This is a genomic window from Rhodococcus sp. NyZ502, from assembly GCF_041464245.1.
Lineage (GTDB): Bacteria > Actinomycetota > Actinomycetes > Mycobacteriales > Mycobacteriaceae > Rhodococcus_F > Rhodococcus_F qingshengii.
Genome location: NZ_CP167155.1, coordinates 4820309 through 4833859, shown reverse-complemented (window position 1 = coordinate 4833859; position 13551 = coordinate 4820309). Strand labels below are relative to the sequence as shown.

The following is a 13551-nucleotide window of genomic DNA, read 5'->3' as shown; positions in this document are numbered from 1 at the left end:
GCTCAGAGTGATCTCGCCACGAGGTCCTTCATGACTTCGTTCGATCCGGCGTAGATTCGCTGAATACGAGCGTCGGCATACATCTGAGCGATGGGATATTCGAGTATGTAGCCGTACCCGCCGTGTAGTTGCACGCAGCGGTCGATCACGGCGCACTGCTGATCGGTGAGCCAGTACTTGGCCATCGCGGCGGTAGTCGCATCGAGCTGGCCGGCAAGGTATTTGACGATGCAGTCGTCGATGAACGTTCGTGAGATACGAGCGATGGACGCGCACTCGGCAAGTTCGAAGCGCGTGTTCTGAAGATCGAAGAGCGTTTGCCCGAACATGTTTCGGGATTTGGTGTACTCGACGGTGAGGGCGACTGCACGCTCCATTGCCGCAGTGGCTGCAACTCCGCAGATCAATCGTTCGGGCAGTAGCTGCTGCATCAGCTGGGCAAACCCTGTGCCTTCGCGGTCCCCGAGCAGGTTTGTTGCAGGCACCCGCAAGCGGTCGAAGAACAGCTCGGTGGTGTCCTGGCCCTTCTGTCCGACCTTCTCGAGTATTCGCCCGCGCTCGAAACCCGGTGTGTTGTCATCGACCTCGGCCACGATGAGCGACACTCCACGCGCTCCGAGGCTGGGATCGGTCTTGGCGGCAATGATCACCAGATCACAATTGCGACCGTTGGAGATGAAGGTCTTTGCGCCGCTGATCAGATAGTCGTCACCGTCGCGGACGGCTCGGGTGGTGATGTTCTGCAAGTCGGATCCGGTGCCGGGCTCGGTCATGGCGATTGCGCCCACCCACTCGCCACTCACCAGTTTCGGTAGCCAGCGCAGTTTGTGCTCGTGATCGGCGTAGGCATTGAGGTAGTGCGGCACGATTCCCGAGTGCACGCCGAGTTGGAGTGAATGATCACCCGCCATGACCTGCTCGTGGAACAGCACGGCGTCGTGCGCGAAAGTTCCTCCTCCGCCGCCGTACTCGGTGGGGATCGACATGCCGGCGAGCCCGAGCGCCCCGAGTTCTCGATATGCGGATTTGTCGGGAAAACCTTGGGACGCGAAGCGTTTCTGATGCGGTGTGACGTGTTTGGCGAAGAAGTTCCTTGCCAGGTCGGCCACGGCCTCCAATTCGTCGTCCATCCACGGGGACCGTCGTTCTGCGGTCCGGGTTGCGGTAGATCCTTGCGTCATCATGATTCTCCCGATCGATGAAGTGCGACCCGCGAGCGGATCCGACTCCACCTATCATCCACACTGTTGACATAGTGTCAATAAAGGGGTGGTCGAATCGACCTCCGGACCCGCCTCGAATTCCACGTCGGCCGCCCGCAAGAATGGGACGACACAGACACGAACAGGCCGGCGCGAAGGATGGGCAGTGGACCCCGAAGAAACATCAGCGGGTCACGAGTCCAACCTCCCGGCTCCGCGGCCGGCGCGCAGCGTCCTGTTCGGATTGCCGCCGGTGGGAAACAGGTACCCCGGAGCGGTTCGCGTCGCCCTAGCCCTGGCGATTCCGGCGGCCATCGCCACACTGCTCGGATTCGGGTCTGCTTCGCTCCTGGTCGGCCTCGGTGCATTTGCATCGATCTACGGTGAGGGTCGTCCGTACCGGAGCAGGTGGAAGGCAGTCGGTATCGCTGCGACGGCGCTGACGATCCTGTCCTTCGTCGGGGCATCGGTGGGTGAGCCCGTCCACCGAGCCATCGCCGAGGGAGCGCCGACGGTGCTGCTCGTCTTTGTCGTGCTGATCATGGCCGTCGTGGTGTCGACCTGCGCCTTCACCGTCGACGCGCTTCGATTGGGTCCACCGGGCGCGTTCTTTCTGTTGCTCACCACCGAGATCAGTTCCGTGATCGCCACTCCCGGTCAGCCGCCGGTCGAGGTCGCGATGTGGACGGCAATCGGTGGGATCAGCGCGGTGGTCGTCTCGATGACGGGAATCCTGTGGGCACCGAGAGCTGTCGAACGCAGCGCTGTACAGGCAGCCGTCTCGGCCGTTGCGGAGTACACGGACGCTCAGGCGAGGTACGCCCCACCCGAACTCACGCGAGACAAACGCCACGCTGCAGCACTTCGGCTGCACGACGCGTGGCAGTGCCTTTACCGCGGCGCAATCGTCGGGAAAGACCACCCGTTGACCCGTGAACTCGAACGAGCGCAGATCTCGATGGCCAGAGCGATCTCCGACGACCACGATCCGGAGCTCATGGCGGACCCCGCGTTCGACGTCGACGAGGTCGGGGCCCACCCGCCTCTGCCCGACCCGACGATCCGATATCGGTTCCTCCGCGCCTGCAATCGGTCCAGCCGAGCGTCGGTGACGGCACTTCGGCTGTCCATTGCCTGTATGGCGGCGGGAACCCTCACCGTCCTGCTCGGCATCGATCGCCCGGACTGGGCGGTGATCGCCGCGGCGATGGTCCTTCATCAAGGACCGGACCGAATACTGGGCACCTATCGCGGAATCCACCGCATCGGTGGGACCGTCCTCGGGTTGATTCTGTTGGGTGCCATCTACTCCTGGAGTCCGACCGGTCTGTGGTTGGTGGCGGTACTTGCAGTCCTGATGGCGGGGATCGAGCTGTTCCTGGTGCGGAATTACGGGATAGCCGTCATCTTCATCACCGCCCTCGCGATTCTCCTCGGCGCGGCCGGTGGTGCGCACGGGACCGTCCGACATCTGATCCTCAGCCGCATGCTCGAGACGGCAATCGGCGTCGTCGTGGCGTTGGTGGTCCTGTGGACGGTGGGGCGCGGTGCGCATCGACGCACTCTGATCTGGGTCGACGAACGGGCGGGTAGCGTCCTGTTCAAGCTGCTGACCGAAATTCGCGCGAGGCACTATGCACCACAGGCGAATTGGTCGGAGCTTTCGGAGCTTCGTCGGGACCTGGACTTCGAACTGCGAGGTAGCGCGATGGCCGGGATCGACGCCGCCCACAACGAACCCGAGTGGGCGTCGCAGCAGTGGAGGACGCACACCGAATTGCATCATCTGGGATCGGATGTACTGCACCGACTGTGGTTCGGCACGCAGGTGTCCAGATCACACCTCGAGGAATGGGAGTCTCGCTACTTGCGTTCGGGTTCGGTGTGATCGAGCATCGGCACAGCGCTGAACTTGGCTGGATTCGCAATGTCGTAGGCTGCGCACACAACTCCGTCGCGGACAGTGAAGCCGGCAACGCGAGCGGCGAACTGCGGGTACTGGTCGTCCCCCGGTGAGCCGGCGAATACACCGCCGAGCTGTCCGTTGACGAGAACCGGTGACATCGAGAACACCGCTGCCGGTCCGTACTTGCGGGCCAATCCCAGATAGAACCGCGCGACACGATCGCTGCCGCGCACAATGTTGACAGCCGTGCGGGTAGTTCCGCCTGCGTCACCGATCAGGACGGCATCGGGATCGAGTGCACCTATCACGGCGTTCAGATCTCCACTCGCGATAGCCGTCACCAATCGCTCGACGGCAGCAGCATGCTCCTCGCTACTGACCGGGACCGGCGCCGACGCTGCGGCTTTACGGGCCCGCGAGGCCAACTGACGGGCAGTGGCTACTTCGATGTCGAGGATGCGCGCAACCTCGGCGAAGGGCACGTCGAAGCCGTCATGCAGGACGAAGGCAACGCGTTGAGCGGGAGTAAGGGTGTCCAGGACGACGAGGGCAGCAAAACGATTCTGTTCCTGCGTCACGACGTACTCCAGCGGATCGGGTGTCGCTGAGGGTGTGCCCGCGGTGGCGTCGACGGGCGTGACGATCGGCTCCGGAAGCCACTGTCCGACATAGCTTTCTCTTCTGACCGCGGCCGATTTGAGATGATCGAGGCAGATTCGGCCGACAACTGTGGTGAGCCATCCGCGCAGTTCGCGGATCTGCAATTCGTCGCCTCGCGTGTTTTCGGCAACTTGAAGCCGTATCCACGCTTCCTGCACCGCATCCTGAGCGTCGCTGAAACTTCCGGTGAGACGGTAGGCCACCGACGTCAGGTGGCCACGGTGTTGCTCGAAGTCCTGCGCAGTCGTCGGCGAAAGCATGCCCTCATGATACGGACCTCACACATTAAATCCGGCATGAATGTAACCGTTGACCCAGGTAGTGGGTGCCGACGTATGGTTTCGGCACTGCTCACGGCTCGATCCTGTCTGCACATTCATTGGAGTCTCACGTGTTTCGGTCTTTCCCGCTCATGTCGCTCAACTGTTGTCGTTGAACTGACATTCCCCACACCTGCCTGTGCCGAGCGCCGCACACGGCGCTCCGGACAGGTGTAGCCGAGAACTGAACCAATCATCTTCTACAGGAAGCAACTTCATGATTCGCCCTCGTTTCGCGCGCTCGGTAGCCGCGGTCGTCGCTCTTGTCACTCTGTCCAGTTTTGCCGTTGCCTGCTCGGGCTCCTCCGACGAAGTGGTCAAGACCGCCGACGGCAAGACCGTCCTGCGGTACGAGGGCAGCACCGGACAGGTCATCTACCCCGAACTGGCCGCTGACCTCGGCTACTTCAACGACGTGGAGCTCAACTGGATCGGCGATACGACCAGCGGCCCTCAGAGCATTCAGAACGCAGCGACCGGTCAAACCGAGTTCGGGGGAGCGTTCAACGGTGCGGTGGTGAAGTTGGCTTCCGCGGGTTCACCGATCACCTCGGTCATCGGGTACTACGGCTCGGACAAGGAGAGCTTCAACGGTTACTACGTTCTCGACGACAGTCCGATCAAATCGGCGAAGGACCTGATCGGCAAGAAGGTCGGGATGAACACCCTCGGTGCGCACCACGAGTTCGTCGTGCGTGAATGGCTTGCGCGGGAGGGGCTTACACCGGACGAGATCAAGCAGGTGGAACTGATCGTGGTTCCGCCGGTCAACACGGAACAAGCGTTGCGGCAGGGACAGATCGACGTCGCCACCCTCGGCTCGGTCTTCCGTGACTCCGCGCTCGAACGTGGTGGCCTTCGCGAGCTGTTCACGGACGAATCGTTGTTCGGCTCGTTCACCTACGGCACGTTGGTGTTCCGTGACGACTACATCGCGCAGAACAAGGAGGCGGTCGCCGATTTCGTGCAGGGAACAGCGAGGGCCATCCGCTGGACGCAGACACACCCACGAGAAGAAGTGGTCGCGAAGCTGACGTCGATCATCAACAGCCGCGGACGCAACGAGGACACCAAGCTCATCAGCTACTGGAAGAGCCCAGGAGTCGCCGGCCCCGGCGGAACGATCACCGATACCGAGATCAGCACGTGGATCGACTGGCTCACCCGTAACGGCGAACTCGAAGAAGGAAAGTTGAAGCCGTCGGACATCTACACCAACGAATTCAACCCGTACGCCAACGGAACGTATTCACCCGACAGCGGCGCTGACGGACAGGCACTGGAGGCAGCAAAATGAGCACAGAACCGAAACTACGGCTCGAGCACGTCACCAAACAGTTCGACATTCGTGGGACCGACGAAGTTTTCACCGCGGTCGAGGACATCAACATCGACGTGGCGCCGGGGGAGTTCCTGGTCCTCGTCGGGCCGAGTGGTTGCGGCAAGTCGACTCTGCTGGACCTCCTCGGAGGACTCAGTTCGCCCACTTCCGGTCGAATCCTTCTGGACGGCAAGCAGATCACGGGCCCAGGCTTGGATCGGGGAATCGTCTTCCAGCAATACGCGCTGCTTCCATGGCGAACTGCACGTCACAACATCGAGTTCGGACTCGAAGCGAAGGGCGTGAAGAAGAGCGAGCGACGCGAGCTCGCCGAGCATTACCTCGAACTGGTCGGTCTGCAAGGTTTCGCGGATCGCTATCCGCACGAGTTGTCCGGTGGAATGAAGCAGCGAGTCGCGATCGCCCGCAGCCTGGCATTCGACCCCGAAGTGTTGCTGATGGACGAACCATTTGCTGCGCTGGACGCACAGACGCGAGAGTCGCTGCAGGACGAGCTTCTGCGCATCTGGAAGGCCACCGGCAAGACCATCCTGTTCATCACCCACGGAATCGACGAGGCCATCTACCTCGGGCAACGTGTTGCAGTACTGACTTCGCGGCCGGGGCGCGTCAAGACGATCGTCGACATCGACATCGACCGGTCCGGCGACGACGTGCGATCAGGTGAGGAGTTCCGAGTGTTCCGGCACCGGATCTGGACGCTGCTGCACGGTGAAGTCGAGCGCGCTCGGGCCGGCGAACTCGATCCTGCCAAGGAGGTTGCACATGTCTAGCGCATTGGCGACGCCGGAGGTGGTCGCCACCCCGAAACCGTTGGCCGACATAACACCTGACATTGCGCAGCGGAGCCAGGCCGGCGGCAAGGCGGCGCGCTACATTCGTTCCACCGCCTGGCGGATTGCCAAGCCGTCGATTGCGATCGCGATCTTCCTCGGGATCTGGGAAGCGGCACCTCGGCTCGGGCTGGTGGACAAGGTCTTCCTCCCGCCCTTCACCGAAGTTGTGTCCGCATTCTTCACTCTCGCCGAGAACGGACAATTGCAAGAGCATGTTTCGGCCAGTCTGACGCGTGCGCTGACCGGATTCTTCGTGGCCATCGCGATCGCGATTCCGTTGGGAATCGCGATCGCCTGGTACCGCCCGGTCTCCGACTTCCTCAACCCGATTCTCGAATTGTTCCGCAACACAGCAGCCTTGGCTCTGCTTCCCGTCTTCGTGCTGATTCTCGGAATCGGTGAGGAATCGAAGATCGCCCTGGTGATCTACGCCTGCACCTTCCCGATTCTGCTCAACACGATCTCCGGTGTGCGAACAGTGGACCCCCTGCTGATCAAGTCCGCTGCCTCGCTGGGGTTCTCCTCGATTCGGCTGTTCCAGAAGGTGGTTCTGCCCGCCGCTGTTCCCACGATCTTCACGGGTATCCGCATGGCAGCCGCGTCGTCGATTCTCGTGCTGATCGCCGCCGAAATGGTCGGGGCCAAAGCCGGTCTCGGGTATCTGATCACCGCTTCACAACTCAACTTCCAGATCCCGAACATGTACGCGGGCATCGTCGCGATCTCGTTGTTGGGTCTGACAATCAACGCGATTCTGGTCCTGATCGAACGTCGGCTCTCGCGCTGGCGCGTCACCACCTGACCACACATTCACGGAAAGATTCTGCGAACTCATGTCCGAACGACAATTTCATCTGAACGCCTTCCTGATGGGCGTCGGCCATCATGAGGCGGCGTGGCGCCACCCACGCACAAATGCGGCCAACCTCCTGGACGTCAAGCACTTCCAGGAATTGGGGAGAATCGCCGAGCGTGGAAAGCTGGACTCGGTGTTCTTCGCCGACGGTCTAGCAGTCGGCCCGCGGGTCAAGTACAACACCCAGGCGATCTTCGAACCCGTCACCTTGCTGTCGGCGATCGCGGCGGCCACCGACAAGGTGGGGCTGATTGCAACCGCGTCGACCAGTTACAGCGATCCATACACTCTCGCAAGGAAGTTCGCTTCCCTCGATCACATCAGTGGCGGACGAGGCGGGTGGAACATCGTGACGTCGGCCGGCGCCGACGAGGCCGCGAACTTCGGCCTCGATGCGGTACCGACGCACAGCGGTCGTTACGAGCGCGCCGAGGAGTTTCTCGACGTGACGCTCGGACTCTGGGACAGCTGGGAAGAGGGGGCAGTTGTCCTGGACGAAGAGGCCGGAATCTTCGCCGATCCTGATCGTGTCCATCGCATCGACCATGACGGTCAACGATTCACGGTGGCTGGCCCGCTCAATTCGCCGAGGTCTCCACAGGGACGTCCGCTGCTTGTACAGGCCGGTTCCTCCGAGAGCGGTAAGGATTTCGCGGCGAGGTATGCCGAAGCCGTGTTCACCGCTCAACGAACACTCGAGCAGGGGCAGGATTTCTACACCGACCTCAAAGCGCGGCTGATCAAGTACGGGCGTAGTCCCGACGAGATCAAGGTGCTGCCAGGCATCGTTCCCTTCATCGCGGATACGGAAGAAGAAGCCAAGGCACTGGAGCAGTCGTTCACGGATCTCATCTCACCTGAGTACTCACTGCGCCAACTCTCGAACATGGTGGGCGTCGACCTCACCGAGCATTCGCTGGATGCCCCGCTGCCACCGTTGCCGGACATCGATCGCATCCAAGGAAACAAGAGTCGATACCAGCTCGTCAAAGACCTTGCAGAGAGCGAAAACCTCACCGTCCGTGAACTGATCGGCAAACTCGGCGGTGGCCGTGGGCATCGGACATTTGCCGGGACACCGGAGCAGGTCGCGGACGAGTTGACCGAATGGTTCGACAAGGGCGCCGCGGACGGCTTCAACATCATGCCGCCCTATCTGCCTGGAGGGCTCGAGGTGTTCGTCGACCGGGTCGTGCCGATTCTGCAGGCGCGTGGGATCTTCCGGACCGAATACACGGAATCCACCCTGCGGGGTCACTACGGCCTCGATCGTCCGGCGAATCGGTTTTCGCGGGCCGCTGACGCGGCAGAAGTGAGCGCGTGACGGAAACACTGCCCAAGGAACAGCCGGCGATTGCCGGTCTCAAGCCACTCGTCACAACGGTTTTCGTACCGGCGGCCATCTTCGGGATCGGTCAGGGAGCGGCTGCCCCCATCATGGCCGTCACCGCGCGCGACCTGGGTGCATCGGTTGCCGTCGCCGGCCTGATCGTTGCACTCGGTGGTTTGGGCGCCGTACTCGGTGACCTCCCCGCCGGCAGGATCGTGTCGCGTTTCGGTGAGCGCAGGTCGATCATCGGCGGAAGTTCCTTGGGTGCAACAGGAGTGGTGATTTGTCTCCTTGCGCAGACTCCGTGGATGCTCGGTATCGGCGCACTGTTGACCGGATTGGCGAATGCGGTGTGGGGCCTTGCGCGGCAGAGCTACCTCGCCGAGACCGTGCCACTCGGTCTTCGGGCCCGAGCAATGTCGTCGTTCGCCGCGATGTGGCGGTTGGGTTTCTTCCTGGGACCGCTCATCGGGGCCGGCGTGATTCTCCTGGTGGGAGCGCGCGGAGGATTCCTCGTCCAGTTGGTGGGCGTCGTGCTCGCCGGGGCGCTGATGGCCCGCGTTCCCGACCCGCCACGAAAGGTGCAGGCAGGCAACAGCGATCACGGACACGTCACGCTCCCGGAGATCCTTCGCCGTCATCGTGCCGCTCTGTCGACGCTCGGGACAGGCTCCCTTCTGATGGGCGCCGCCCGCGCTTCGCGTGAGGCCGTTCTTCCATTGTGGGCATTGCACCTCGGATTGGATGCAGCCCAGGTGAGTGTGATCTTCGGTATCGGTGCGGCCGTGGACCTGCTGTGCTCGTACCCGGCCGGACACATCATGGACCGATACGGCCGCAGGCTGGTCGCGGTGCCTTCGCTGACGGTGATCGGTGTGTCGTACCTACTGTTGCCGTTCTCGACGGGTGCAGTGGGATTGACCGTGGTCGCTGTCGTGATGGGGATCGGCAACGGACTGGGCAACGGCGTGATCATGACCCTCGGTGCCGATATCGCCCCGCCCGAAGAACGCGCCGAGTTCCTCGCTGCATGGCGATTGACTCACGACACCGGCATGTTCGGTGGGCCGCTCGCGATCGGTCTACTCGCCGCGGTGCTCCCACTCGGGTGGGCATTCGCCGCCCTGGGCGCGACGTCGTTCGCCGGCGCGGCGATGATGTTCCGCTTCATTCCGGTCTACTCTCCGCGGGTGTCACCCCGGTCGCGCGTCGGGAAACTGTAGGTAGGCTCGCTACATGCGATTCGGACTGTTCGTACCTCAAGGCTGGCGTCTGGACCTGGTCGGCATCGACCCCGCGAAGCAGTGGGAGGTGATGCGAGACTTCACGCTGCGCGCGGAGGCAGGGCCGTGGGAGTCGGTGTGGGTCTACGACCACTTCCACACCGTTCCCCAGCCGACGGAAGAAGCGACTCACGAGGCGTGGACGTTGATGGCCGCACTCGGTGCATCGACGTCGCGTATCCGACTCGGCCAGATGTGTACCGCCATGAGCTACCGAAACCCGGCGTACCTCGCCAAGGTCGCCGCGACCACCGATCTCATCACGGGTGGACGCGTCGAGATGGGCATCGGCGGCGGTTGGTACGAGCAGGAGTGGCGTGCGTACGGCTACGGTTTCCCCTCTGCCGGTGAGCGTCTGGGCCGCCTCGACGAAGGAATCCAGATCATGCAGCAGGCGTGGTCGACCGGCAGCTCGACGCTCGACGGCAAGTACTACCAGGTCGACGGAGCGCTGTGCCGTCCACTTCCGTTGCAAGAGGGCGGAATTCCCATCTGGGTTGCCGGTGGCGGCGAGAAGGTCACACTCAAAATCGCGGCCAAGTACGCGCAGTACACGAACTTCGACGGCACCCCGGCCGGCTTCGCGCACAAGTCCGAAATCCTGAAGAAGCACTGCGACACCGTCGGTAGCGATTTCGACGCCATCGTCCGTTCGGCCAACTACAACGTGGCCATCGGCGCGACGGAATCCGAGGTGGCTCAGCGGTTGGAGACACTGAAGGCCCGACTGACGCCGTTGGTCGGCGAAGCTGCCGCCGATGCGTCGCTCGATGCGTTCCGCGGAATGCCTGCCGTGGGTACGCCCGAGCAGATCATCGAGAACCTGTCGGCGCTCGCGGCGCAGGGACTCGAGTACGGAATCTTCTACTTCCCCGAGGCCGCGTACGACACGTCGGGAATCGAGATGTTCGAGAAGGAAGTGCTGCCCGCGCTCGCGTAACCGTTGGGGCTAGCGCAGCGAGTCAGGAAGATCGGCCGGGTTGATCAGAACCCGGCGATCGGGGTGGGTGCGAACTTCTTCGGAATCGGGAATCCGGCTCTGCAGGAAGTTCCACTCGCTCGCACTGACAGCAGCGATCGCGCGTGCCAGCACTGCCGAGTCCTTGGTCCCCCACTCGATCGGCATGGGACTGACCATCTGCCACGTGTCAGCCTTGCTGCGGGTGGAACGATCCGAACGCAGTGCGACCGACGGAATGCGGTCGCCGACTCGCCACTTCGGATTGAGTCGAACGTTGCGGCTGACGAGCGCGTACTGCGGTGCTCCGGCCGCCGGCTTCGCGATGTCGATCAATGCCGTCAAGGTCGCCGCTCGAGGATGAACCTCGGTGACGATCGCGGGAACCAGTGGGTTGTCCGCATACAGAGATTCGACGCTTCCCACCTTGCGAGGTGCCCACACGGCGACCCACAGGGAACTGGCCGCACCGATGGCGAGGACTGCGCCGATGATGATGGACCACACCTCGCCCATGCTGATCAACCAGGCCCCGACCGCGGCGAGGACGATCGCGAAGATCACCGCAGAAATCTGCAGGCGGCGTACATCGGCCAGTGTGTCGTTGACCGACTTGGCGTGAGCCTTGTCGACGGTGAACTGGAAGTCAGCCACGAAAAATTCCTTCGGGTGGTGCCGGACGATCTAGGACCGGCCCCCGATCGCCCGGGGACCGTCCACCAGCGTAGCTAGTTTCGCGCGCGCTCCCACATCTGCAGGTAAGCCTCGGCGCCGCGGCTCATGTCCTCGATGATGGTGTCGCCGTCGGCTCCCGCGGCGATGCGCATGTCCGCGATCCAGTCGGGAATCATCCCGTACTGCGCCACGCCGTCGGTGTTCACGTCGAAAACCCGGGTGCCGGCGCGCTGCTGGTCCATGACCGTGCCGTCGAAGGCGGTGTACGGATATTGCAGCGGATTTTCTGCGGCGTCGCCGCGCGGTGCGGCCTGCGGCCCGAAGCCGTTGGTGTCGGCGCCGTAGCCGAAACCGAAGTAGTAGTTCTCGCTTCGCATCGCCCGTGCGTCCCGCCACTGGTCGATGAACCCACGCTCTTCGGGCTTTTCGTCCGATGCGTCGAGTTGTCCGGCGTACAGGGCGACAAATCCGCCGAGTGCGTAGATCCGCTTGTACAGGCTCGGGTCGCTCCAGCTGTGACTGGAAACGACGCCGGAGTAGTTCGCAGCTTCGAGAATATCGAGAGCCGCTTCGGCGGTCTTGACGCTCATGTGATCGATGTCCACGATCATCCCTCGGTCCATCAAACCTCGGATCGTGTACGCGCCGAGGTCGGTCAGGCCGTGCGAATTGCATTGCGGACCAGAGGGGTACACCGGAAGCGTCACTCCGGGTGGGAGTACCGCGAGAAGATTCTGTGCGCCGTCGACCTTGGTGGGCAGCACATTGTCCTCGGCAACGCCGGTGCATGGTTCCGACTGCCAGAACTCCCCGGTGCCCAGGTAGTTGCCGATGTTGACGGCCACTCCGGTGACGCCGCCGTCGAAACGGGCACCGCCGAGGGCGTTGTCGAACTTGTGCGTGACGATCATCTGCCGGACACCGAGGTCGTACAACTCGTCCAGGCCGCGGTCGATGTCGTCCTCGGTGCACTGCGGAATACCGTTGCGCACAGAGCAACCGAAGGGTTCGGACACCTCCACCCCGAGGGTGACGGCCAGCTTTCCGTCGGCGGCCACCTGCCTGGCCTGTTCAGGGGAGCTCACGATGCGGAACCAACCCCGGCCGGGACCGCCGTACTGGGCGTCGATGTAGTCCTGGAGTTCGCGTGTCTGCTGCGCCTGGATCCGGACGGTCTCCATCTCGTCACAGGGATTTCGTTTACTCGGATACAGCTCGCACAGGACACGGTTGGCGACAAAGAGGTTGGTGAAGATTCGCAGACCGCCACGCCAGGCCCGCTCGACCCACTTGTAGTACGTCTGCTCGTGTGTCAGTGAATCGTGCGCCGGCCAGTCGGTGAAACTCGGCCAGCCGGTGGTGTCGTGAGTTTCGAAGGGATTGCCGTACGACAGAACGTTTTCGAGGAGCGCCGGTATCCCGTCGGGTTGATGGTCCGGGCAGTCGACGAGCGCTGCGGTGACGCCCTGAGGATCGAAAGGTCGGCCGCAGTGCAGGTTTCCGCCCATGAACTCGGAAGCATTCATGTGCACGTGTGTGTCGATGAATCCGGTGACTTCACCGTTCGGTCCGATTTCTCCCGGAACGCCGTTTGCGCCCACCTCCGCTTCGGGGAAGTCGGCGCAGCCGTCGCGCGGGATCAGCGTGAACGCAGATTCGGGAACGTCACCGGGATCGGACATCGTGAGCATCAAATCTCGCGAGATCAGTTGTCGGCCGTTCGAGGTCGCTGTCAGAACGAAGGACTCGCCAGTGGACATCACGGTCCAGTCGGTGGACGGAGTTGCTTCGGAAGTGGCGAGCACCGAGTCTGCGCCGTCGTGCGAGAGCATCGACCCGTCCGGGCCGTACAGCATGAATCGACCCAACTGGGCCGCATGTAGCCGGAACGGTTCGGCGTCTGCGGCTTTCGTTACGTCGGTGAGGTACGCCGACCCGTCACGACGGACGAAATCACCAGACTCGGTGCGCAGCGCGAAGCAACCGTTCGCAAGTGCGTACACCGAGTTCTGCGCAGTAGGAGCAGGACTCGGTGCCGCGGCGCTGACGCCGGTCGCGGCGACGACGACGGCGGCAGTCAGCAGCGAGATGGTTCCGGCGAGCCGACCCCGTAGACGTGGAACTGAGCGCATGGTGCTGGTGACCCCCGGCCGATGGACACGGCTGTGACAGGGGACACTCTA

The 13551-nt window shown here is 62.8% G+C and carries 11 protein-coding genes; 7 read left to right on the top strand and 4 right to left on the bottom strand.

Translation table 11 applies throughout. The features are described from left to right. Positions 1-2 precede the first annotated feature (2 nt). The gene (locus ACBG85_RS22170) at positions 3-1181 is read right to left on the bottom strand and encodes an acyl-CoA dehydrogenase family protein (protein WP_054781686.1); all 1179 of its coding nucleotides are present in this window, start codon (positions 1179-1181) and stop codon (positions 3-5) included. Positions 1182-1368: 187 nt separating this feature from the next. On the opposite strand from ACBG85_RS22170, the gene ACBG85_RS22165 reads away from it, so the two are divergent. Beyond that, complete coding sequence (locus ACBG85_RS22165) at positions 1369-3090, top strand: FUSC family protein (RefSeq protein ID WP_312639235.1); 1722 nt, start codon at positions 1369-1371, stop codon at positions 3088-3090. Here the strand turns inward: ACBG85_RS22165 and ACBG85_RS22160 are convergent. Then, the gene (locus tag ACBG85_RS22160) at positions 3066-4028 is read right to left on the bottom strand and encodes a sigma-70 family RNA polymerase sigma factor (protein ID WP_073512661.1); all 963 of its coding nucleotides are present in this window, start codon (positions 4026-4028) and stop codon (positions 3066-3068) included. The two genes, ACBG85_RS22165 and ACBG85_RS22160, sit on opposite strands and share 25 nt — an antisense overlap. 277 nt (positions 4029-4305) lie before the next feature. Here ACBG85_RS22160 and ACBG85_RS22155 point away from each other — a divergent pair, with 277 nt between their 5' ends. Genes ACBG85_RS22155 through ACBG85_RS22130 form a run of 6 tightly spaced genes read left to right on the top strand, consistent with a single transcriptional unit; the run spans position 4306 to position 10675 of the window. Continuing rightward, a complete protein-coding gene (locus ACBG85_RS22155; RefSeq protein WP_007733528.1) occupies positions 4306-5385 on the top strand; it encodes an ABC transporter substrate-binding protein in 1080 nt (359 codons plus the stop codon). Continuing rightward, complete coding sequence (locus ACBG85_RS22150) at positions 5382-6203, top strand: ABC transporter ATP-binding protein (RefSeq protein ID WP_003940477.1); 822 nt, start codon at positions 5382-5384, stop codon at positions 6201-6203. The genes ACBG85_RS22155 and ACBG85_RS22150 overlap by 4 nt, the downstream gene beginning before the upstream one ends. Further along, complete coding sequence (locus tag ACBG85_RS22145) at positions 6196-7068, top strand: ABC transporter permease (protein WP_083056879.1); 873 nt, start codon at positions 6196-6198, stop codon at positions 7066-7068. Before ACBG85_RS22150 ends, ACBG85_RS22145 begins: the two co-directional genes overlap by 8 nt. Positions 7069-7099: 31 nt before the next feature. Further along, complete coding sequence (locus ACBG85_RS22140; protein ID WP_372024867.1) at positions 7100-8446, top strand: LLM class flavin-dependent oxidoreductase; 1347 nt, start codon at positions 7100-7102, stop codon at positions 8444-8446. Next, the gene (locus ACBG85_RS22135; protein WP_042451237.1) at positions 8443-9675 is read left to right on the top strand and encodes an MFS transporter; all 1233 of its coding nucleotides are present in this window, start codon (positions 8443-8445) and stop codon (positions 9673-9675) included. Before ACBG85_RS22140 ends, ACBG85_RS22135 begins: the two co-directional genes overlap by 4 nt. Positions 9676-9688: 13 nt before the next feature. After that, a complete protein-coding gene (locus ACBG85_RS22130; RefSeq protein ID WP_063315901.1) occupies positions 9689-10675 on the top strand; it encodes an LLM class F420-dependent oxidoreductase in 987 nt (328 codons plus the stop codon). 9 nt (positions 10676-10684) lie between these two features. Here the strand turns inward: ACBG85_RS22130 and ACBG85_RS22125 are convergent, their stop codons facing one another. Both ACBG85_RS22125 and ACBG85_RS22120 read right to left on the bottom strand, forming a co-directional pair. Continuing rightward, a complete protein-coding gene (locus tag ACBG85_RS22125; protein WP_007733514.1) occupies positions 10685-11347 on the bottom strand; it encodes a DUF3239 domain-containing protein in 663 nt (220 codons plus the stop codon). A 74-nt stretch (positions 11348-11421) separates the two neighbouring features. After that, a complete protein-coding gene (locus ACBG85_RS22120) occupies positions 11422-13500 on the bottom strand; it encodes a peptidase (protein WP_081558299.1) in 2079 nt (692 codons plus the stop codon). Positions 13501-13551 lie beyond the last annotated feature (51 nt).